Genomic DNA, 21,941 nt, shown 5'->3' with positions numbered 1-21,941 from the left:
ACAGTAACGAATCATCACTGATAAGAAAACCATAGCAAAATTCAGGGAATTACCTTAATAAAAAATAAGGTATTCCCCTGAAAACCTCACCTAAATCTCTTTTCTTAACTCAACAAGCTAAAAACCAACGCACTTACTGCAACAATACCAGTCATTAGTACAAAGTATGTAGATGCTTTCCCACGATACTTCTGCAGCCCTTTCACTTTATATACCGCTAACATCGGCATAATAAATAAGATCATGGCAATGACTGGACCTGATAGAGCTTCCATCATGCCTAGTATGCTTGGGTTCATGATTGCTGCAATCCAAATAGACACAAACAGTACGACTACACTGATGTGTTCAACACGTCGTTTTGGCATATCAGAATGCTTAGTGATCAAACCATTCAGGCTTTCGCGCGCGCCAAGGAAGTGACCAAGGAATGAAGAAGTAATGGCAACGAAGGCGACAAGTGGCCCCAAAGTTGCAATGAATGGGTTTTCTGTTGCGTTAGCTAAGTAAGACAATACCGATACGTTTTGTGCTTTTGCTTCTGCCAATTGCTCCGGGGAAAGAGCAAGCACGCATGAGAAGACAAAAAGCAGCACAAATGCGATCAGCATAATGCTTGTGCGGCGCAAGATCAGCTCTGATTTTACATCGGCACCTTCTTCATAGTGTCGGCGTTGTACATTCGCAAAACTTGAGATCGCCGCAGCGTGGCTAAATGAGAAGATGACGACTGGAATCGCCAGCCACATTGTGCTTGCGAAAGATGACATTTCTGGTGCATCCATCACTGGCATGCTCCAGTTTGGCATTAGATAAAATGAAAGAAACGCCAGAATCGCAACCAACGGGTAAACCATGATAGCGAACGCACGTAGCATCACTTTTTCACCCGCCATCATGATAGCAATCAAACTGAATACTAATACGCCAGATAGTAGGGCACGTGGCAGTGGCTCCATACCCGCTTGGTTGACCATAAAGCTGTCAACGGTGTTGGTAATACCTACGCCATAGATAAGTAGAATCGGGAAGATAGAAAGAAAATACAGCAGCGAAATCGAACGACCAGCTTTCGCTCCGAAGTGCTCTTCTACAACATCTGTAAAGTCTGCATTTTTGATTTTGGATGACAGCACAAAGCGAGCAAGACCTCGGTGCGCTAAGTAAGTCATTGGATAAGCGAGGATCGCCATAACAACTAAGGGCCAGAAACCACCGATGCCTAGGTTAATAGGAAGAAATAGAATGCCTGCACCCACGGCAGTACCAAACAAGCTTAATACCCAGTGAGTATCATGTTTTGTCCAATTATTTGTTGTGTTTAATTCACTAAAATTTAACGTTTCTCGAGATTCTTTCACTTAAAACTCGCCTTTATAAAAATAATAATCGTGCGGATGTTATATGTTTTAGTGATTGTTATCACATTGGTGGAGTGGTGAATCATGCTGGTGAAAAGGCAGTGGTGTAAATTATCGAACCATGAAAATTTGCAAAAAGCGATATATAGTTTCAGTTTTACATATTACAACTGAAACTATATCGTGAAATTTAACGATTTTTTGGTTTTAGATGTTGTGGTTAAGCTTTGTTCGATAACTTTGTAAGGTAGTCATGTAAGGGAAGTGGCTTAGCAACACCAAACCCTTGAGCAAACTGAATATTTAGCGACTCTAGGGTGTCAATATGTGCTTGTGACTCCACAAATTCGGCAACGGTTACTAATTTCATGCTGGTGGCAACTTGGCTGATGGCTTGAACGATAATTCGGTCGTTTTCACTATCAACGATATTTTTTACAAAAGAGCCATCAACTTTGAGCACATCCAGTGGGAGGCGACGTAAATAGTCAAAACTGGCGTATCCGGTACCAAAGTCGTCCAATGCGATGGTCGACCCCGATGCGCGAAGAAGGTCGAGATTGTGAATAGCGATGGGTTCATTGCGCAGCGCATCCGACTCGGTTATCTCAAAGCACAGTTTATCCATTGGTATATGATGCAACCTAGCTTCTGCCTGTATGTCTTCCGCCATCCCTTCATAATTGAGTGCCTTAGCGGTCAAGTTGATGGCACAGCGTCCAACAAGATTCCAATCTTCCACTTGCGCCTTTAGTGCGCTGAACGTGTGTTCAATAACCCACTGATCTAATTCTAATTCGAGTCCAAACTCATTGATCAACGGGAAGAACTCAGCAGGTGACATGAGCTCACCTTGGCTTGGCTTTAACCTCAGAAGGATTTCGAAATGCGCGGCTTGAGGTGTTAGCGTCAGGGCGCGATACGGCTGACAATAGAGCTCAAACTGATTCTCACGAAAGCACTGTTGGATAAAGCTGAGTTGATTGAGTGTGTTAGATTGCTGGTGGTTGTGGGTTACCCAACTCACACAGCTTTGCTGATGAGCTTGTTGCTCACACAGTTTAGAGATAAGTGGATCAAGGTTACTATTGCCAAAGATTGAAGCGCACTGAATCGTTCGTTTTACGAGACTAATAGCTTTGTCGTCGAAGTAAAAATAGAAGCTATCTAGTAGGCTAATCAGAGTATCGAGCTCTTTTTCCATGTTTGGTAAGCGGGGCGCGATGCAGAGTAAACCACTCGCAAAAGGAGGCAGGTAGGCGCGCTGTAAGTGCTCAGTATTTGATGCGAGATATTGACTGAGCTGTTTCATTAATTGCGCTCTACCATGATGCCCTAGACCACTTAGCTTCGACAACGTAGGCTCAAGGTCTATGTAAATCAAAGTAGCATTCGTGTGCTTTGCGACATCGTCTTTAAGTTGCGCGAGATTGTACAACCCCGTGAAGCTGTCGATACGCTCTTTACGAATGGCATTGCGTGTGGTGACGTAGTTTTTAATCGTGTGAGCGCCAAGCATAAACGTAAGCATGGTGAGAACAAACAACACCAAAAGCATGGCGTAAACTTGCTCTCTAGAGAGAATATCCGCGTTGAAGCGTTTTATGATGCTTTCGATACAAATCAATAAAGTGGCGGCGCCTACCAACATTGGTCGTACCAAGCCAAACTTGCCTAACGCCATGCCTACCAGACAAAGCAAAATTAAACTCAAGGTGTTGAGTGTTAGTGGGTTAGTCGTTGATATAGCCGCCACAAGGAAAAGCGCACAAATCATCAGCCATAGTCTGAAATGCAAAGGACTGGAATGGGCGTCCATCATGGCGCGGTCGAGCTTTAAATAGGGCGCATTATCACCATCTAACACGTAGCTCAGTCCTAGGCTTAATAAAGGGGTTAGTACCATTTGCGTTAAAATCGCGCTCAAAACTGAATAGGCGATAAACTCAAAAGAAAAATCTGGCGCTCCTCCAAGCAGTGTACTGATCAGAAGCAAAAGTACGGTGTTCGCTATTGGGTAAAGAATGCCGATTAAAATGGCGAAGTAACCTAACTTTAGTGTGAAGTTGTAAGCCAGTACACGCTTCAATGCAGCGCGATAAAGTTGGCAAAATAGTAATGGCAGGGTGGGCAAAAAGAAGGCAAATAATAGCGCCATCTCCCAAGGACGCTGGGAGAAAACGGTATAGTAAAATAGCAGGCTCGCGACAATGGTCGGCAATACTCGCCAACTGTATCTTAAGGTCACAGCAACGACAAAAGCGGCTGTGAAAGAGAGTACATGGACACGATCTTGCGAGATAACATAGAAATTAGACAGGCTATAACTGACTTGTATCGCGCAAAAAATTAGGGTTTGAATGCCTAAAAACTGCCACCACTTTTTATTTTTATAATCGAGCAAAGGGTTGATTTGCTCGAATCCAGACATCGACATTATTCAACTCTAATTATGACAACTTAATTGAAGCGCTGACGTAAACGCTAGCGGTACATTTTCGTAATGACTCGCTTGCTAATGAGCCTGATTGCTCAATAAGGACGACTGCTTTCGTCTCGTTATTATTATTTTTGTATATAAGAGCGGCGATTATTCAACAAAAAACGACCAACAATCAAATAAAAACTGGTATGACGTTCCATTAGTTAAAACTGGCTCTCATCATCAAGAATTGGTCTGACCAAAGCAAAAGGAAGTATACCCAAGGAGACTCGCCCTTCGGGAGCATGTCATTGAGTTGATTTCTGCGTCACCCAACTTGATGATAACGCTCTGAACCCTGCATCTTGAAGTCACTTGGGTATATCAATGTGAACTGCATGAAATCGTTAGGTTTTATCGCGCTTTGCAACTATATTCACTCGGAGAGTTTTATAAGGAAACATTGCCAATGCAGATCACCTCAGCAGATAAAAATGATTTAGCAGCTCTATATACACTGGAGCACAAGTTATTTGGTCATCACGCTTACCCTCAATTTTTCTTTCGACAAGCATTTGATTGTTGGTCTCAAGGTTTGTTGGTGGCCAAAGAAAAAGGGCAAATAGCTGGTTATGTGCTGATGGCGACAAGTGATGAACAAAACACGCAATGGATTCTGTCATTAGCGGTAGATGCAACACACAGAGGCAAGGGGGTTGCGCGTTTGCTAGTGGATAAGGTGCTAAGTAAAGTTGAAACAGGCTCAGTAGTGAAGCTAACCGTTGATCCTGACAATATACCTGCCTTCAGACTGTACTCATCGCTTGGCTTTGTTGTGGTCGCGGAAGAGGATAACTATTTTGGCGATCAAGAACCGCGCTTGGTGATGCAACTCGCTCGCTAGTGCTGCACTTCTGTGAAACAAATCCGCACCTAATCAGTGCACAACCAAATATAAAGAGAAAACGGATCATTATAAGTTATTGAAAATGAATGGTATTCATAGTTGGCATTGGGATTGCAGATTAGATTGTGTTCATCGTTAACTCGATGCGCCGCTTTCCCTTAGCAGGCGGTTAAGCGGATAGGGTATTACTTTTTTGAGCTTTTATAGGCAATGCAGCCTCTCTCGTTTCGGGAGAGGTTTTTTTTTCGCTTGTAGCTCGTCATTCTAAGGAAAGAATCAGGGGGCGGAATGTCGCAAGGATACAAGAAAACCACTTGTCCCTATTGTGGTGTTGGATGTGGTGTTGAGGTTAATGCTAAAGGAATTGTTGGGGATGCGTGTCATCCGGCGAATGCGGGTTCATTGTGCGTAAAGGGTGTGGCATTGGCAGAAAGTTTAAATATGCCGTCACGGTTGTTGTATCCGAAATTTGTAAGTCAGGAGCGACCTCAGGGTAAGGAAGTGCAATGGCAACAGGCGACAGATCTGATTGCAGAAAAGATCCACCAAGCAAAGGCGGAGTTTGGACCTGATTCGGTCGCGATGTACGTTTCTGGTCAGTTGCTGACAGAGGACTACTATATCGCCAACAAATTGATGAAAGGTTACGTCGGCAGCGCGAATATTGATACTAACTCGCGTTTGTGTATGTCTTCGGCGGTTGCGGCTCATGTACGAGCATTTGGTGAAGATGTCGTTCCCGTCAATTACGATGACATTAATAATACCGAACTATTGATCATATGCGGTGCCAATACCGCATGGACACATCCTGTGTTGTTCCGCCGAATCCAACAAGCGAGAGAGAAGAATCAAAATTTAAAATTGGTGGTGATTGACCCTCGTGAAACGGTCACCGCGCAGCAAGCGGATTTGCATCTACCGATTAAAAACGATGGTGATGTGTCACTCTTCAATGGGCTGCTTAAGTTTCTTATTGAGCAGCAATACATTGATTCTCAATACATAAACTCCTATACCGACGGGTTTGAGGCGCTTGCAGAAGAAGTTTCTGATTTGCGTTACGATGTCACTAATCTCTCGTCTTCCATTGGTATATCAGAAGAAAAACTCACGACATTCTTCCAATGGTTCGCACAAAGCCCAACCGCAATCACGCTGTTTTGCCAAGGGGTTAACCAAGCTGAAAATGGTGTCGATAAAGGCAATGCCATTATTAATGCACACTTGGCGACAGGTAAGATTGGGAAAGCTGGTTGCGGACCGTTTTCTATTACAGGTCAGCCGAATGCGATGGGCGGACGAGAAGTCGGTGGATTGGCAAATCAATTAGCGGTTCATCGCGCTTTTGACGCAGACTCTATCAAGCAAGTGCAGGCGTTTTGGGATTCACCAGAGATTGCCACTCAGCCTGGATTAAAAGCCGTCGAGCTGTTTGAGGCGGTAGAACGTGGTGAGATTAAAGTTCTTTGGATCATGGCAACCAATCCCGTTGTCTCTTTACCAGATAACCAATTGGTAAAACGTGCGCTAGAGATTTGTCCATTTGTGATTGTTTCAGATATCACAGCGGATTCGGATGTAGCGCATTACGCGAACCTGTTGTTGCCCGCCGCTGGGTGGGGGGAAAAGCAAGGCATGGTGACCAACTCTGAGCGTCGACTTTCAAGGCAGCGTCAGTTTCAAACACCTCCCGGTGAAGCAAAATCGGATTGGTGGGCGATAAACCAAGTTGGGCAAGCTTTGTGTGAACTAAAGAAGACCAAGAATGGTTTTGCATTTACCTCAGAACATGCGGTATTCAGGGAGTATGCGGCGATGACAGGCATGAATGCAGATTCGCCATTGAAGCTAGATCTTTCTCAACACGCGAACTTAACCGAGCAAGAATACGAAGCTTGGAAGCCTACTCAATGGGGAGGAGTACGCCCTTTTTCTGATGGCGTCTATTCACACCCAGATGGAAAAGCGCGTTTTGTCGTGACCAGCGAATTGCCTCAACGTTTAGAGAGAACAAAAGACTGGTGGCTAAATACGGGCAGACAACGCGATCAATGGCATACCATGACGCGCACAGGGCATATCGCACACCTTGCCGCCTCTGAATTAGAACCAACCGTGTACATGAACACACTCTCTGCTACTCAAAGTCGCTTAAAAGCAGGACAACTCACCAAGCTGTTCCAGCCCACTTCAAACACCAGTATTTATGCCAAAGTTGCCATTGATGAAGGTTTAGGTTTTCAAGAGCTGTTTATGTCAATGCACTGGGCGGGACGATATGGCGGTGAAAGCGGTGTTAACGCAATAGTAAACAGCGCAAAAGACCCTATTTCTGGGCAACCTGCGTTTAAGTCATCTTATGTTGAAGTGCAAGATACGGCGGTAAAAACCTACGGTATGTTCATCGGTACACAGTTTGATTCCGGTAAATTTCTCTACAGCGCGTTTCAAGCAGAAAGCAATTTGGGCATTTGGCGCTTTGCACACGATAAGCGACCAAAGAAGCAGAGTTTTTGTCGAACGGAAAAGAGCCGCAGGATTACGATAGATATTGCCCAGGGTTGGCTAGCGGTGGATTACGACCTTGTTGGAGACGTTCGTATCATTCGCTCTGTTTTGGTGGTGTCTAGTGAACCAATTCAAACCGACTACACCAACTTTACCGGCTTGATTGGCAAACCTATGGAGCTATCGCAACTGCTTACCATCGCTCAATCGCAGAGCAGTGCCAAACTGGTCTGTAGTTGTTTCCGCGTCACCGATAAACAAATACATGACGCGATGGAGAAACAAGACTGCACGTCAGTGACCCAACTTCAAAACAAACTCAAATGCGGTACTAACTGTGGCTCGTGCGTCTCTCAAATCAAACAAATGGTCGACAGCCATCAGCATCAAAAGGGCAAGCAGCAAGCGAACCAGCAAAGTCTGGCTATTCAAATAAAGTAAGTCACAAAGAGGATAAGCACATGGAAGCGCCTTATCAAAAGTCTTGGTTTAAGAAAGGACAAGCGAGTCAGAAACAAGAACGTTCGTCTCGCTTTTCTAAGCATGACCAAGCAAGCAAACTGAACCAACTTTTAGAAGACCATTCAGTAGATCTAGATGCGAACCACAAAGGTTTTGTCTCGATTGTTGGAGCAGGGCCGCACGATCCTGACTTATTAACGGTGAAGGCAGTGAAAGCGATTATGTCGGCAGAGGTGCTGCTGTACGACCGTTTGGTTAACAAAGATATTTTGGAGTTGGCTTCGCCACAAGCCGATTGGATTTACGTGGGCAAACGATGCGGACAACCAAGTATTGGTCAGGAAGAAATCTGTGATTTGATGGTATCGCTCGCTCAACAAGGAAAGCGAGTTGTACGCTTAAAAGGGGGAGATCCTTTTGTATTTGGTCGTGGAGGCGAAGAGGCGTTAGCGCTCGTCAAACACTCAATCGCGTACGAAGTCATCCCCGGTATTACTGCTGCGATTGGATGTTCAGCAAACAGCTTGATTCCGCTGACTCATCGTGGCGTTGCTCGCAGCGTTACCTTTGTTACAGGGCAAGTGTTAACAGGCGCATTTGAAGCGTGGAGCCAACTGATGCAAAGCGGACAAACGTTAGTTTTCTATATGGGGTTAGAAAAAGCAACGCAAATACAAACGGGTTTAATAGGCTCTGGTTTGAGAGAAGATTTCCCAGTCGCGATAATCACTCATGGTTGCAGCCCTCAACAACAAGTGCACGCTACACAACTCAATCAGCTCAATGATTTATCGATTACACTTAAAGGCGTGAGCCCAGCATTGATTGTGATGGGAGAAGTTGTCAAACTGCGCGAACAACTAATAGAAACCGTACAGTCAGTGACGGAATACGAGGGAATATGAGCAGCATTTTGGAATGTATCAGAACAGTCGGTCGTGGCGAGCGTGGCAGAAAACCACTGAGCTTTGACCAAGCGTTTCGAGTTATGGATGAATACCTAAACGGTGAGTGCGACGACGATCAGATGGCGATGTTATTGATGCTGATCCGTGTACAGAACGAGACTCAACAAGAAATCGCTGGCTTTGTGAAAGCATTCCAATCCCGCATGCCTGCTATTGGTGCAGACATCGACTGGCCATGTTATGCAGGTAAACGTGAAGCGGCAGGTCAACCTTGGCACCTGTTGGCAGCGAAGATCCTTGCCGATAATGGTCATAAAGTGCTGATGCACGGCTATCACGATCGTCAATCTGGACGTTTACACTCAGAAGATTACCTCGACAAATTTGCTATTACGAAAGCGGAATCAGCAGAAGACGCAAAGCGTGTGTTAGAAACACAAAACATTGTGTATCTGCCGCTGAGTGCGTTTGCGGCTCAAGCAGAAACCATGATCGGTTGGAAGAATCGCTATGGGCTTAGAACGCCGATTAATACCGTGGTTCGAGCACTGAATCCGGGGCAGGCGACGGTTGGTATTCGTGGTAGCTTCCATCCGGGATTCCAACAACTTCATGCTGAAGTCGAATACGAGATTGGTCAAACCGCTCATGCCGTTGTGTCATTCAAAGGACAATCGGGTGAGTCAGAATACAACCCGAAAGTAAGCCAAACAGTGTGGTTAAGCCAAACAAGCGGTGTGACATCGCATTACTGGACGGAGCAAATGCTATCTGAGGTGCCAATGCCTGTGAACTGCCCATTTGGGACGTCAGAAGATGACATGAACCAAATGGCAAATACGGTTCTCGCTACGATGACAGTGGTCTTGTTTGCACAAATGCATGATCGAGAAAAAGCCTTTGAACGTGCCTTTAGTTATTGGCAGACGTACTGTCATTACGAGTAATTTTGAGTTGATTGGCTAAACCAAAGTATTGGTTTTAGACAAATCCACTCAAAACAAACAACGCAAAGTTGTTGAATCTGAATCCATTATCTATTGTTTGAAGAAGGTTAAAGATCCTAGCTCACCAGTGATGTGTTTCACCACCTTGTTCCGTATCAGAGAGGTGAAACTGCAGTTTTGACCTCAATTGCGCTCATTCTTTGCTTCGCTTTTGAGAATTAGAAATTCCCATATGGTAAGACACAGAGGACATGGATAATGGTTCTAAAGCATACCACTCCCACTAAAAAGGCTTCTCATCCTATCCCGCAAGAAGCCTTCGATTGGTACGATGAATACGCACACGGAAAGATCTCACGCCGCGAGTTCCTCAATCGACTCGGTGGGCTCGCAGTGCTGGGTTTTAGCATGACGGCACTGGTCGATGCGCTAACCCCGAATTACGCACTCGCAGAACAAGTTTCGTTTAACGATCCTGACATCAAAGCAACTTACGAAACCTTTCCATCTCCAAATGGGCATGGAGAAGGGCGTGGTTATTTGGTGATGCCACAGAAGAAGACCTTAAAATCTCCGACCGTGTTGGTGATTCATGAAAATCGCGGATTGAACCCTTATATCAAAGATGTCGCAAGACGACTCGCCAAAGACGGTTTTATTGCTTTTGCTCCAGATGCGCTATACCCACTTGGTGGCTACCCGGGGAATGATGATGAGGGTCGCGCCATGCAGAAAGAGATGGACAGAGCCAAGATCGAACAAGACTTTATTGCAGCCGCTAACTTCCTCAAACAATACGAGGGTGGCAACGGTAGGTTGGGGGCGGTCGGGTTTTGCTTCGGTGGATACATCGTCAATATGCTTGCAGCGGTAATGCCAGAAGAGCTTGATGCAGGTGTGCCTTTCTATGGAACACCTGCGGCGCAAGAGATCCAAAAGCAAGTCAAAGGGCCGTTGATGATTCACTTTGCAGGGCTCGATAAGCGTGTTAACGACACATGGCCTGCTTATGAACAGCAATTGATCGCAACCGACGCACAGTATCAAGCGCTAATGTATGAGAACGTCAATCACGGTTTCCATAACGACTCAACAGCCCGCTATGCGCCAGAAGAAGCGGCGCTCGCTTGGGAACGCACACTAGGATTCTTCCAACAACATCTCGCTTCCAGTTAATAACGCTTCAAGTTTAGTTGGCACATTCCTTGTTATGTCTCTCTTAGTGAGTGAGATATAAACAAGGAATGTGCATGACTCAATCAACGTCAAAAACACCCATCATAGTATGCTGTGATAGCCTCCAAGAGCAGGCTCGATTATCGAGCTTATTGAGCAAAGATTACGACGACATCATCGGTTGCCAATTGGCACAGCTAGAAACGCTTATGCAGCGAGAGCCGTCAGCAAGCGTTGTGGTTGGATGGCAGCAACCAACCGCAGAACTGCGTTTAATTGTCGATTTCTGCCGCAGAAAATCGGCACCACTTCTTATTGTCTTAAAGCAATTATCATCCAATGATATCAATCGTTTATCAGAAAAAATGGACTATGTGCTCATGCCGCACGATAGTGAGTTTGCGCTTCAGCCTTGGATTGAACATGCGACATTAGTGAGAGCGAAATTCGAAAGTATGCAATCGGAAATTGCATCGCTGACCCACAAGATTGAAGAGCGCAAGCTGGTGGAAAAAGCCAAAGGTCTGCTGATGAAGATGCACAGTGTTGATGAAGAACAGGCTTATAAAGCGCTAAGAAATTCAGCTATGCAATCCAGCCAAACGCTCGCACAAGTTGCCAAGAATTTGATAACTACTTTGGAAGTGTTGGATTAGTTGTCCTACCACTTTGGGGTTAGGGTGCGTTTTCTAACGTGGTGCGTGTTGCACTATCAGCAAGCAATAACAGGGAATAAGAAACGGTAGAATAAACTAATTCATTGTATTTACTGTGAAAAATAAGTTGGCACAGTAATTGGATTAGTAGAATTGGGTTTATTGTTGAATCGCTTATCTCAATTATCAACGGCGGTAATTGTAGACTTAGCAACGGCGCTACTGCTCTTCGGAGTAGTGGCGCTTTTTTTATGGGAGCAAACCAATGAAATGGAGTTCGATGCTGAAAGTGTCAGCAATTTCGTTATCGGTATTCACCACGGTCAGCGTAAAGGCAGAGTTGGGTGAGCCAGAAATTGAAGACCTGAAGTTTGGTTTTATTAAGTTAACCGATATGGCACCGCTGGCGGTTGCTTATGAGAAAGGCTTTTTTGAAGACGAAGGCTTGTACGTCACTTTAGAAGCGCAAGCAAACTGGAAGGTGCTATTAGACCGAGTCATCGATGGTGAGCTTGCTGGCGCGCACATGCTTGCTGGTCAGCCATTGGGCGCGACGATTGGTGTCGGTACAAAAGCAGAAGTGATTACCGCGTTCAGTATGGATTTGAACGGCAACGCAATCACGGTTTCCAATGATACTTGGGAGCAGATGAAGCAATACATTCCAAAACAACCAGATGGCAAACCTGTTCACCCAATCAAAGCAGATGCACTGAAGCCTGTGGTCGACAGCTATCTGGATAAAGGCAAACCGTTCAACATGGGCATGGTGTTCCCTGTATCGACGCACAACTATGAGTTGCGATACTGGCTAGCGGCAGGTGGGGTTCACCCAGGTTTTTATGCACCAGACTCAGGCGATAACAGTGGTCAGTTGGATGCTGACGTTCTTTTGAGTGTTACACCGCCACCACAAATGCCAGCAACAATGGAAGCGGGCACGATCAAAGGGTACTGCGTAGGCGAACCATGGAACCAGCAAGCCGTATTTAAAGGTATTGGTACGCCAGTCGTGACCGATTACGAGATCTGGAAGAACAACCCAGAGAAAGTGTTTGGTGTTTCTAAAGCTTGGGCTGAGAAGTATCCAAACACGCACATTCGCGTAGTGAAAGCCTTGATTCGAGCTGCACATTGGTTGGATGAAAACGACAATGCCAACCGCCAAGAAGCAGTGAAGATGCTATCAAAAAGCGAATACGTTGGAGCGGATGCCGAAGTTATCGCCAACTCAATGACGGGCACATTTGAATACGAGAAAGGCGACAAACGAGACGTGCCAGACTTCAACGTGTTCTTCCGTCATAACGCCACGTATCCGTATTACAGTGATGCGATTTGGTATCTGACCCAAATGCGTCGCTGGGGGCAAATCTCAAGCGAGAAATCCGATGATTGGTACATGGATGTCGCAAAAGAGGTTTACCGTCCGGACATTTACCAACAAGCGGCTCAAGCACTGATTGAAGATGGTGTGTTGAGCAAAAAAGACTTCCCAGATTTTAGTGCTGAAGATGGTTTCCGTGCGCCACAAACACACTTTATCGACAACATCGTTTATGACGGTCGCGAGCCAAATAAATATCTAGAGAAGTTTTCTATCGGGCTTAAAGGAAAAGACAAGGTTTAACCATAACGATAAACGCCACAGGCGAGGGAATTCGCTTGTGGCAACAAGGATGTAAATTTCTTAGGAGTGAGTATGTCTAGTAATGTCATTTCCCTTTTTCCTGCTAAGCAGGTAGTGAACCGAAGTCGGCTGGTGCTTTTGCCCGTCATTGGCTTGCTGATCTTTTTGGCAATGTGGCACTTAGCGGCGAGAGAAGTGCAAACCTCATTAGGTACGCTACCGGGACCAGTGCAAACTTTTCAGCAGTTCAGCAACCTTATCGATGACCATTGGCAAGAACGAGAAAAGGAACAAGCTTTTATCGAGCGTCAGGAAAAACGCAATGCTGCGAAGTTAGCCAAGAATCCGGACGCGGAAGTGAAGATTCGTCCCTACACAGGTAAACCGACGTTTTTCGACCAAATCATAACAAGCTTAGTGACCGTAACTGCGGGCTTTTTGCTGGCGACGGTTGTCGCGATTCCGCTTGGCATCGTGCTTGGTCTTAATCAAGGGCTGTATCAAGCGTTCAACCCAATCATTCAATTGCTTAAGCCTGTTTCACCTTTAGCTTGGCTACCCATCGTTACCATGGTTGTAAGTGCCACTTATGTGAGTGATGACCCGATGTTTGCTAAGTCGTTCATTAACTCTCTGATCACAGTAGCGCTATGTAGCTTATGGCCGACGTTGATTAATACCGCTGTGGGTGTAACGAGCGTTGATAAAGACTTAATCAACGTGAGCAAAGTGCTTCAACTTTCGTGGTGGCAGCACATTCGTACCATCGTTTTACCTTCTGCCATTCCAATGATCTTCACCGGTTTACGTCTCTCTTTAGGTATCGCTTGGATGGTGTTGATTGCGGCAGAAATGCTCGCTCAGAACCCAGGGTTAGGCAAGTTCGTTTGGGATGAGTTCCAGAACGGCAGTTCAGCATCATTGGGGCGCATCATGGTGGCAGTCATCACTATTGGTTTTATCGGTTTGATGCTCGATAGAGGCATGCTGCAACTTCAAAAATGGCTGTCTTGGAATAAACAACAAGCGTTGAGATAAGGGAAACGATCATGGAAAAAGCATTATTAGATCTAACGCGTTTAGGGATGCGATTCCCAACGCCAGATGGCGAGTTTATCGCGCTTAAGAACGTAGATTTACAAATCAATAAAGGCGAGTTTGTATCGCTGATTGGTCACTCTGGCTGTGGCAAATCAACGGTATTGAACTTAGTCGCGGGTCTGCACATGCCAACAGACGGCGGCGTGATCGTCGATGGACGAGAAGTAGCTGGACCGGGACCTGACCGCGCAGTGGTGTTCCAAAACCATTCATTATTGCCTTGGTTAACCGTGTATCAAAACGTTGAGCTTGCAGTAAAACAAATTGCCGGCAAAAAGGGCAAAGCGTGGATTCAGGAACAAGTGAACCACTATTTGGAGTTGATTCAAATGCAGCATGCTGCGCACAAAAAGCCGGATGAAATCTCGGGCGGTATGAAGCAGCGAGTCGGCATCGCGAGAGCATTGGCACTTCAACCAAAGGTTTTATTGATGGATGAGCCATTTGGTGCGTTGGATGCGTTAACACGTGCGCATTTGCAGGATGCACTGATGAAGATCCAAGCCGAGCTAAACAACACCGTGATCATGATTACTCACGATGTGGATGAAGCGGTGCTGCTATCCGACAAAATCGTGATGATGACCAACGGACCGGCAGCAACCATTGGTGAAGTGTTAGAAGTGAACCTACCTCGCCCTCGTGAGCGTGTCGCACTGGCGGATGATGCGCAGTATCAGAAGTGTCGGCAAGCAGTGCTGAAGTTCCTTTACGAGAAGCAATCCAAAGTCGAGATTCCTGCTTCGAAAGAAGACAAACCCAAAACCGCAGCGCAAACGGCATAAGGAGGCAGCAATGAACAGTCCTTTAACGATCCCAGTAAAGAACGCATTGAGCCACATCGTTGTGGTAGGCAACGGTATGGTCGGGCAACACCTTGTCGAGCAATTAGTGCAGAAAAACGCGCATTTGGAGCACCGAATTACCGTGATTGGTGCAGAGCGTTTTATCGCATATGACCGTGTACAGTTGTCCTCTTTGTTTGCGGGTAACTCTCATGATGATTTGATGCTGAGTACCCAAGAATGGTACGACATGCATGGCATCCAACTCGTACTTGGCAGTCAAGTAACAGGCATCGACAGAGAGCAAAAGCGCATTCTGCTTGATGGTGAAGATGTGCTGGGTTACGACCAACTCGTGCTCGCGACCGGCTCGTACCCATTTGTGCCGCCAATTGAAGGTAAAGACCGCGACAGCGTGTTTGTCTACCGTACGCTTGATGACCTTTCACAAATCAAGAAGGCATGTGAAGGTGCAAGAACAGGTGCAGTGATTGGCGGTGGCTTATTGGGTTTAGAAGCGGCAAACGCACTCAAACTATTGGGGTTAGAAACTCACGTCATTGAATTTGCGCCTCGCCTGATGCCTGTACAGTTAGATGATGGTGCTGGCTTAGTGCTAAAAGAGAAGATTGAAGCGCTAGGGCTAACCGTTCACACCACGACGGGGACGGAACGAATCTGCGATGGTGAAACGGCTAAGCATCGTATGGTGTTTAAAGACAAAGATCCTCTCGAAGTGGATGTGATTGTCTTCTCCGCAGGTATTCGCCCTCAAGATGAGTTGGCAAGGCTGGCTGAGCTAGAAGTAGGCGAGCGAGGCGGCATTGTGATTAATAACCAATGCCAAACCAGCGATGAGAACATATACGCGATTGGCGAATGTGCGCTGTGGGAACAGAAGATCTTTGGTTTGGTCGCTCCCGGTTACACCATGGCGAGAACCACTGCCGATGTTTTGACTGGTATGCCGAGCGAAGGTTTTAAAGGTGCTGACATGAGCACCAAACTCAAACTACTTGGGGTAGATGTGGCGTCTATCGGCGATGCACAAATGCAAACCGAAGGCGCTCAAGAAATGGTCTTGCAAGATGCGGTCGCAGGCATCTACAAAAAGCTGGTGGTTGATGCGAGCGGCACCCAATTACTTGGTGCGATTCTCGTCGGTGACAACAGTGACTACGATGCGCTCTTACAGTGTTATTTGAACAAAACTGTCTTGCCAGACCACGCGGCGAATCTGCTGTTTGATACCGGAATGCTGGATGGAGAGATGCCAGACAGCGCCATCATCTGCTCTTGTCACAACGTCACAAAAGGCGACTTAGTTGCCGAGATTCAAGCTGGCACTACTAACCTGACAGATCTTAAAGCCAACACCAAAGCCGGTACTGGCTGTGGTGGCTGTAGCAATATGGTCAAGTCGGTATTGGATACTCAACTGGCAGCCATGGGGGTAGAGGTTAACAACCACCTTTGTGAGCACTTTGAGCTCAGTCGCCAAGAGATGTTCCATATTTGCCAAGTGGAACAAATCAAAGACTTCGACACCTTAATTGCACTGCATGGCAAAGGGCATGGGTGTGATATCTGTAAGCCGACAGCGGCATCTGTGTTCGCTTCTTTGTGGAATGAACACATCATGGAGCCTCAACATCAATCTCTGCAAGATTCTAATGATGCCTTTATGGCAAACCTGCAAAAAGACGGCTCTTACTCAATTGTACCTCGTGTTCCGGGCGGCGAAATTACACCAGATAAACTTATCGTGCTAGGCGAAGTTGCGCAGCAATATGATTTGTACACCAAGATCACCGGCGGTCAGCGCGTGGATTTATTTGGCGCGCAGTTAGAACAGCTTCCTGAAATCTGGCAAACCTTAATTGATGCTGGTTTTGAAACAGGGCACGCCTACGGCAAGTCGGTCCGCACCGTGAAATCTTGTGTGGGTTCTACTTGGTGTCGTTATGGTGTTGATGATTCAGTTGGATTAGCCATTGAGCTAGAGAACCGCTACAAAGGATTGCGAGCGCCCCATAAGCTTAAGTTTGCCGTATCGGGCTGTACTCGCGAGTGTGCAGAAGCGCAAAGTAAAGACATTGGGGTGATCGCCACCGAAAACGGCTGGAATCTATACGTTTGTGGTAATGGTGGCATGAGACCACGACACGCTGATTTGTTTGCATCCGACCTATCCAAATCAGAATTGATCACCATGATCGACCGAGTATTGATGTTCTACGTCAGCACCGCAGATCGTTTGCAGCGTACGTCGGTGTGGATGGAGAATATGGAAGGGGGCTTAGATTACCTTAAACAAGTGATTTTGGATGACTCTCTCAACCTATGTGATTCATTGGATGAGCAAATGGCGCGCGTCGTAGATACCTATCAATGTGAGTGGAAGAGTACGCTGGATAATCCTCAAAAACTGCAACGCTTCCGTCCTTTCTTGAACAGCACGTCAGGCAGCAAAGTCTTGCCGTACCAACGTGTGCGCGGTCAGCGTATTCCCGTGAAACAGGAGGTGTAAATGGCAGCTTCAACCAAAGTGAAATTGTGTCAGCTTGATGACTTAATGCCGTTTATCGGTGCCACTGTATTGATTGAAGGCGAGCATGTGGCGTTATTCTACATTCCTGATAACGGTGTTTACGCCGTTCAAGATTGGGACCCAATTGGTAAGGCTTATGTGATGAGTCGAGGGATTGTCGGTGATATCGATGGTGAGATGTGTGTTGCATCACCACTGTACAAACAGCATTTCAGTTTAAAGAGTGGGCAGTGTTTGGAAGATGAAGCGTACTGTCTAAAAACTTGGCAAGTAACGGTCGACGATAATCAGGTTTGTTATTTAGTCGAAGAATGATCTCCGAAGTTAGCTTGCTCGATATGAGTGAATTCTTCGCGTGAGAGACATGCGAATAAAGCTCCAGAGACACCACAGTATGGTTCTGGAGCTTTTTACTATTTGGAAGGATTCACTTGTAGTTCGGTATAGCCAGTCGAGTCGTCCATCGCTCTAGTGAACTCAAGTTCTGAGTAAGAATGGATGATCAATTCTGCGGTAGTATCAATCACTGTGCCTTCCAGCAAATGCCCACCCCAAACTCGTCCTTCACGATCAGACACCGAGATATGAACGTGTTGATGTTCAGGCGTTAGGGTTCCCATCACAGAGACGATTTCAAATGGCTCTTGTTTGGTTAACGTACTCTCTGCACCTGCCAAACGAAGGTTGAGGTCAGAGATACAGCCAACGCATGAGGCAATCGAGCCTGCTTTGATACCATGCTGCTCGACCAATTTCGCTAGGCTCAGCTTTAAGTCCATGCCTTTGGTAAGACGTACTGCTATCACTTCAATCGACATGTTATTTCCTAATCAAAACCAGTAAGCAGGAAAGCGCCGTATCCAAGTCGGCATAACGTTTAGCTTTGCCAAGTACACGCATACCTTGCATGTTGTTGAGAACAAAACGAGCAAGCTCTTCTGGTTTAAGCGTTTTTGGCACTAAGGTTTCCTTTTGCGCATTGGTCAGCGCATCCGCAATGATGTCGATAAGATGGTCAAATAAGAAATGCCCTTTACGCAGTACATCATCGTCTTCACCTGCGTGCTCAATCAACGCATTTTGGATAAAACACCCACAGTTGCGTTTGCGTTGCAGTTCAGCAAAAGATTTAAGGAACGATTCCAACTCAGGTAAAGACGCGTCGTCTTTTTCCAAATCATTGAGTGACGGTAGCGAGACCTTTTTTAAGTAAGTATCGAGCGCTTCGTAGTAGAGCTGTTGCTTGTCACCATAGGTGTTATAAAGACTGAAGCGGTTGATGTTCAACTCGTCGGTGAGATCCGAGATGGACGTGTTCGCAAAGCCCTTGCGCCAAAACACATCCATAGCCACGAGAAGCTTTTCATCACGGTCGAAGTTGGCTTTTCTTGCCATAAATTACCTGCCTGGGTCTGCTTATCGGGTAATTAAATTGCTTTGGAGGGATGGTACAGAGAACCTCTAGCGTTCGAACTGAACCAATATGATGAATACCCATCTATTCTTGGGTATCAGCCTCCAAATTCATGTGAACTCACAAACGGCATCAAAAATCTCGCTCAGCAAACAGACCCACAACTGTTTGAAAATTTTTGATAGTGAAGTTCTTGACTGATCGTTTATAAACTGGCTACAGTATATCCTAACCAATCGGTTAGAAAAAGATAAAAGGATGTGAAATGAAGCTCTATGAAACCGCAATGACTCCAAGTTGTAAGCGAGTTAGCATTTTTCTAAAGGAAATCGGTGGCGAGGTTGAGCGAATTGCGCTGAACGTTCGTGAGGGCGATAACCTATCTGAACCGTTTAAATCGAAAAGCGTGAACGGCAAAGTGCCTCTACTGGAACTGGATGATGGTACGACGATCTGTGAAAGCGTGGCGATTTGTCGTTACCTAGATGAAGAGTTTGAAAATGATCTGGCGCTTTTTGGTGCTAACCAACTCGAACGTGCTCAGGTGGAAATGTGGCATCGCGTTGTCGAATTCCAAGGCTTGTACACGGCTTTTCAGGCGTTTCGCAATATCACAGCAATTTACCAAGACCGTGAAAACTGTGTGGCTGCGTGGGGTGACGAGTCGAAATCTCGCGTATTAGAATTCTTACCAATTCTCGACAAACGCTTGTCAGAAAGTGAGCACATCGCTACGGACAACTTCACCATCGTAGACATTACCGGCTACATTTTTGTTGGTTTTGCCGTAAATGGTTTGAGTATTGAAGTGTTCGAAACTTATCCAAATATTGCTCGTTGGTTTGAACAAGTATCGGTGCGTGAAGCGTTTCAAGGCTAACTTCTAGCGTGAATTTTCTAAGCAGCAAGTCTTTTGTAGACTTGCTGCTTTTTGTCGTTTTAAGCGCAAAGATCTTCAATTTCTTCAGGTTTTCTCTTCTTTTTCTACCTTTCTCCTATAATTAACTCTGTTAATGAAACAACATCAATTGGCTCTCACGGCGTTTTGGAACCTTGAGTTCTTAGTTTGTAGACGTCCCAATCATTATTGGACTTCACCAAGTAATGAAGGACACCAAGCGACAAGGAGAGGTTATGCGTGTTCGAAGTAAAACCATCAATGGCGTGTTGTGTACGTTGCTCGTAGCGTCTGTGTGCGGACTCGTTGCCATGTATCAAAACCACAGTCAGCAGCATCAACAAATCGAGTTGCTGCGTGGGCAATTGATGGAAAAAGAAAACCAAATCGTCATCTCGAATGAAGCGTTGTCTTACACTCGTTATCAACATCAACTTTTAGCGGAAGATTACAGCCGTTTCAGAGATGCGCAATCCATGAGTAGCGTGCTGCAATAAAGCAAACAGGCAAGGAGAGGTATGAAGTCCATATTGTTGGTTGACGACAGCAAAACGGTCCTGCTCTACATGACCAGTGCATTGCAAAAGCAAGGGTACGAGGTCATTGCCGTTGAAGATGGTGAGTCTGCGTTAGAAGTGCTGACTCACCGAATTGACATTCAGTTTGTCCTCAGTGATTTGATGATGCCGGGCATCAGTGGTATTGAGCTTTGCCGTGAGCTTAAATCGTCGGCGTTTTCCCGTTATATCTTCTTTGTGCTTCTCTCTTCCCGTAACGATCAAGAATCCATCATCAAAGGCATGGATGCAGGCGCCGATGACTTTGTCGACAAGAAGACGTCTGTAGAGGAACTACAAGCGCGTATCCGTGCGGGCTTTCGTACCTTAGAACTGCACAACACGCTCACGACAAAAAACCAAGAGCTCGATTTAGCGTATCAGACCATTCAGCAGGATTTGGATTCTGCCGGAGAGTTAATGGAACAACTGTTGCCAGTGGAAGAACAGATTCACACGGCACAATTTAGCTTCACTTATGTCCCTTGTACCAAGATTGGTGGGGACATGTTGGGCTATGTCGAGCTTGATGAGTCACACGTTGCGTTTTATGTCTTCGATGTTTCCGGGCACGGTATTTCTTCGGCGTTAATGGCGTTCTCGATTCAACAAACTTTGTCACAACGTAACAAATCGGAGTCGATAACGTTAGACTGGAGCTACAACGAATACCGCATCAGTGAGCCTGCTGCTGTGATTGAAAGGCTTAATCGACGCTACCAGCAAACGCAAAACAGCAAACTCTATTTCACTATCGAATATGCCGTGTTGAACACCGAAACCGGTGAACTGAATTATTGCACAGCAGGGCACCCTAAATTCGTTTGGCAACAGACGGAACACAACTGCTTGGAACTTGTTGGCGACAACAACTTCATCGTCGGGGCATTGGAGCCGATGATGTACCAAGGTGGAAGTATCCAACTCAAGCCTAATGACGCGCTTTGGTTCTTCTCCGATGGCTTATTGGAAGCCAAGCAAGGCGAGGAGCTTTACGGTATTGACCGACTGCTAGCCAACATCGAAGGGAGTAAAGCGATGCCAGAAAAGGCACAAACCAATGCCGTTTTGGAGCAAGTGCAAAACTGGCAAGGAAAACCAGAAATCGACGATGATGTGAGCTTGTTGAAAGTGCAATGGTTGGGCTGTGCACAATCGCAAGCTGTTAAGTCGACAAGTTCGGTATTCCAGAAATCCTATCAAGCGTCTTTAGAAGTTTCACGCCAAGCGAGTCTCGAATTGGTTGAATTCCTTCAACAACACTTGGTTTCTTCTCATGTCGCACAAACACTTGAGCTGTGTGTGGTTGAGTTGATGAACAATGCTTTCATCCATGCCTATCAAGAACAAACCGGAAAAACGGTTGAGTTAGAATGCGAACTAACACAAGGTGAGCAGCACAACATAGAAGTGCGTGTATTTGATTATGGCAATCGCATTTCTGATGAAACCTTCCAAAGTTACATCTCAAAGCAAATTGAGACGCCAAATCTATTCGATGAAGAGAGTTGGATGCCTTCAGGACGAGGTTTGATGCTCATAGCCCAAATGACAAACGCGTTTTCTGTATCACATCAAGGGGAGCGCAATTGCTTTACGGTGGTGATAACTCCCGAAGAAAAGACAAAGTCTATAATCCTTTAAAGACTTTATCC

At 45.9% G+C, this 21,941-nt stretch carries 18 protein-coding genes; 14 read left to right on the top strand and 4 right to left on the bottom strand.

What is annotated here, in order from left to right; genetic code table 11:
• Positions 1 to 104 precede the first annotated feature (104 nt).
• On the bottom strand, positions 105 to 1,361 hold the full coding sequence (locus AACR11_RS17110) for an aromatic amino acid transport family protein (protein ID WP_029790733.1): 1,257 nt from the start codon (positions 1,359 to 1,361) through the stop codon (positions 105 to 107).
• A gap of 220 nt (positions 1,362 to 1,581) precedes the next feature.
• Positions 1,582 to 3,798, bottom strand: coding sequence for an EAL domain-containing protein (locus AACR11_RS17105; RefSeq protein WP_050934905.1), 2,217 nt, complete (start codon positions 3,796 to 3,798; stop codon positions 1,582 to 1,584).
• A gap of 454 nt (positions 3,799 to 4,252) precedes the next feature.
• On the opposite strand from AACR11_RS17105, the gene AACR11_RS17100 reads away from it, so the two are divergent.
• The 11 genes from AACR11_RS17100 to nirD all read left to right on the top strand — a co-directional run bounded on the left by AACR11_RS17100 (position 4,253) and on the right by nirD (position 17,732).
• Entirely contained in the window at positions 4,253 to 4,687 is a 435-nt protein-coding gene (locus tag AACR11_RS17100) for a GNAT family N-acetyltransferase (RefSeq protein ID WP_029790734.1), read from the top strand.
• Positions 4,688 to 4,978: 291 nt separating this feature from the next.
• Positions 4,979 to 7,642 carry a nitrate reductase gene (locus AACR11_RS17095; protein WP_029790735.1) on the top strand — a complete coding sequence of 888 codons (2,664 nt, stop codon included), beginning with the start codon at positions 4,979 to 4,981 and terminating at the stop codon, positions 7,640 to 7,642.
• A gap of 20 nt (positions 7,643 to 7,662) precedes the next feature.
• Positions 7,663 to 8,568, top strand: a complete 906-nt coding sequence (gene cobA / locus AACR11_RS17090) for a uroporphyrinogen-III C-methyltransferase (protein ID WP_029790736.1) — start codon at positions 7,663 to 7,665, stop codon at positions 8,566 to 8,568.
• Positions 8,565 to 9,518: a glycosyl transferase family protein gene (locus tag AACR11_RS17085; protein WP_029790737.1), complete on the top strand. Its 954-nt coding sequence runs from the start codon at positions 8,565 to 8,567 to the stop codon at positions 9,516 to 9,518. The genes cobA and AACR11_RS17085 overlap by 4 nt, the downstream gene beginning before the upstream one ends.
• Before the next feature lie 258 nt (positions 9,519 to 9,776).
• Entirely contained in the window at positions 9,777 to 10,694 is a 918-nt protein-coding gene (locus AACR11_RS17080; protein ID WP_029790738.1) for a dienelactone hydrolase family protein, read from the top strand.
• Positions 10,695 to 10,768: 74 nt separating this feature from the next.
• A complete protein-coding gene (locus AACR11_RS17075) occupies positions 10,769 to 11,350 on the top strand; it encodes an ANTAR domain-containing response regulator (RefSeq protein ID WP_005450084.1) in 582 nt (193 codons plus the stop codon).
• A gap of 265 nt (positions 11,351 to 11,615) precedes the next feature.
• Positions 11,616 to 12,980 carry a CmpA/NrtA family ABC transporter substrate-binding protein gene (locus tag AACR11_RS17070; RefSeq protein ID WP_079324934.1) on the top strand — a complete coding sequence of 455 codons (1,365 nt, stop codon included), beginning with the start codon at positions 11,616 to 11,618 and terminating at the stop codon, positions 12,978 to 12,980.
• Between the two features lie 72 nt (positions 12,981 to 13,052).
• A complete protein-coding gene (locus tag AACR11_RS17065; protein WP_009696302.1) occupies positions 13,053 to 14,018 on the top strand; it encodes an ABC transporter permease in 966 nt (321 codons plus the stop codon).
• An 11-nt stretch (positions 14,019 to 14,029) separates the two neighbouring features.
• Complete coding sequence (locus tag AACR11_RS17060; protein WP_005450080.1) at positions 14,030 to 14,866, top strand: ABC transporter ATP-binding protein; 837 nt, start codon at positions 14,030 to 14,032, stop codon at positions 14,864 to 14,866.
• Positions 14,867 to 14,876: 10 nt separating this feature from the next.
• Positions 14,877 to 17,396, top strand: coding sequence for a nitrite reductase large subunit NirB (nirB, locus tag AACR11_RS17055; protein WP_079324932.1), 2,520 nt, complete (start codon positions 14,877 to 14,879; stop codon positions 17,394 to 17,396).
• Positions 17,397 to 17,732: a nitrite reductase small subunit NirD gene (gene nirD / locus AACR11_RS17050; protein ID WP_029790742.1), complete on the top strand. Its 336-nt coding sequence runs from the start codon at positions 17,397 to 17,399 to the stop codon at positions 17,730 to 17,732.
• Positions 17,733 to 17,830: 98 nt separating this feature from the next.
• Here the strand turns inward: nirD and AACR11_RS17045 are convergent, their stop codons facing one another.
• Together AACR11_RS17045 and AACR11_RS17040 are read right to left on the bottom strand one after the other, a co-directional pair.
• Positions 17,831 to 18,235 carry a PPC domain-containing DNA-binding protein gene (locus tag AACR11_RS17045; RefSeq protein WP_009704592.1) on the bottom strand — a complete coding sequence of 135 codons (405 nt, stop codon included), beginning with the start codon at positions 18,233 to 18,235 and terminating at the stop codon, positions 17,831 to 17,833.
• 1 nt (position 18,236) lies between these two features.
• Positions 18,237 to 18,812, bottom strand: coding sequence for a TetR/AcrR family transcriptional regulator (locus AACR11_RS17040; protein ID WP_005375904.1), 576 nt, complete (start codon positions 18,810 to 18,812; stop codon positions 18,237 to 18,239).
• A gap of 284 nt (positions 18,813 to 19,096) precedes the next feature.
• Between AACR11_RS17040 and AACR11_RS17035 the strand changes: the two genes are divergently transcribed.
• The 3 genes from AACR11_RS17035 (at position 19,097) to AACR11_RS17025 (ending at position 21,930) form a co-directional block, all read left to right on the top strand.
• Complete coding sequence (locus tag AACR11_RS17035; RefSeq protein ID WP_079324930.1) at positions 19,097 to 19,711, top strand: glutathione S-transferase; 615 nt, start codon at positions 19,097 to 19,099, stop codon at positions 19,709 to 19,711.
• Positions 19,712 to 19,965: 254 nt separating this feature from the next.
• A complete protein-coding gene (locus AACR11_RS17030; protein ID WP_005443088.1) occupies positions 19,966 to 20,226 on the top strand; it encodes a hypothetical protein in 261 nt (86 codons plus the stop codon).
• 21 nt (positions 20,227 to 20,247) lie between these two features.
• Positions 20,248 to 21,930: a SpoIIE family protein phosphatase gene (locus AACR11_RS17025; RefSeq protein WP_079324928.1), complete on the top strand. Its 1,683-nt coding sequence runs from the start codon at positions 20,248 to 20,250 to the stop codon at positions 21,928 to 21,930.
• The last annotated feature ends 11 nt before the right edge of the window (positions 21,931 to 21,941 follow it).

Origin of the sequence: Vibrio sp. L85, assembly GCF_963871815.1 — a bacterium.
Lineage (GTDB): Bacteria > Pseudomonadota > Gammaproteobacteria > Enterobacterales > Vibrionaceae > Vibrio > Vibrio harveyi.
This window is presented reverse-complemented; position numbering and strand designations above follow the sequence as displayed.

What these genes read in the sequence shown, in the direction of transcription:
- nirD (WP_029790742.1), top strand. Translation starts at nt 17,397, where the DNA reads ATGGCAGCTTCAACCAAAGTGAAATTGTGTCAGCTTGATGACTTAATG.
- AACR11_RS17065 (WP_009696302.1), top strand. Translation starts at nt 13,053, where the DNA reads ATGTCTAGTAATGTCATTTCCCTTTTTCCTGCTAAGCAGGTAGTGAAC.
- AACR11_RS17075 (WP_005450084.1), top strand. Translation starts at nt 10,769, where the DNA reads ATGACTCAATCAACGTCAAAAACACCCATCATAGTATGCTGTGATAGC.
- nirB (WP_079324932.1), top strand. Translation starts at nt 14,877, where the DNA reads ATGAACAGTCCTTTAACGATCCCAGTAAAGAACGCATTGAGCCACATC.
- AACR11_RS17025 (WP_079324928.1), top strand. Translation starts at nt 20,248, where the DNA reads ATGAAGTCCATATTGTTGGTTGACGACAGCAAAACGGTCCTGCTCTAC.
- cobA (WP_029790736.1), top strand. Translation starts at nt 7,663, where the DNA reads ATGGAAGCGCCTTATCAAAAGTCTTGGTTTAAGAAAGGACAAGCGAGT.
- AACR11_RS17100 (WP_029790734.1), top strand. Translation starts at nt 4,253, where the DNA reads ATGCAGATCACCTCAGCAGATAAAAATGATTTAGCAGCTCTATATACA.
- AACR11_RS17085 (WP_029790737.1), top strand. Translation starts at nt 8,565, where the DNA reads ATGAGCAGCATTTTGGAATGTATCAGAACAGTCGGTCGTGGCGAGCGT.
- AACR11_RS17040 (WP_005375904.1), bottom strand. Translation starts at nt 18,812, where the DNA reads ATGGCAAGAAAAGCCAACTTCGACCGTGATGAAAAGCTTCTCGTGGCT.
- AACR11_RS17035 (WP_079324930.1), top strand. Translation starts at nt 19,097, where the DNA reads ATGAAGCTCTATGAAACCGCAATGACTCCAAGTTGTAAGCGAGTTAGC.
- AACR11_RS17045 (WP_009704592.1), bottom strand. Translation starts at nt 18,235, where the DNA reads ATGTCGATTGAAGTGATAGCAGTACGTCTTACCAAAGGCATGGACTTA.
- AACR11_RS17030 (WP_005443088.1), top strand. Translation starts at nt 19,966, where the DNA reads ATGCGTGTTCGAAGTAAAACCATCAATGGCGTGTTGTGTACGTTGCTC.
- AACR11_RS17095 (WP_029790735.1), top strand. Translation starts at nt 4,979, where the DNA reads ATGTCGCAAGGATACAAGAAAACCACTTGTCCCTATTGTGGTGTTGGA.
- AACR11_RS17080 (WP_029790738.1), top strand. Translation starts at nt 9,777, where the DNA reads ATGGTTCTAAAGCATACCACTCCCACTAAAAAGGCTTCTCATCCTATC.
- AACR11_RS17060 (WP_005450080.1), top strand. Translation starts at nt 14,030, where the DNA reads ATGGAAAAAGCATTATTAGATCTAACGCGTTTAGGGATGCGATTCCCA.
- AACR11_RS17105 (WP_050934905.1), bottom strand. Translation starts at nt 3,798, where the DNA reads ATGTCGATGTCTGGATTCGAGCAAATCAACCCTTTGCTCGATTATAAA.
- AACR11_RS17070 (WP_079324934.1), top strand. Translation starts at nt 11,616, where the DNA reads ATGAAATGGAGTTCGATGCTGAAAGTGTCAGCAATTTCGTTATCGGTA.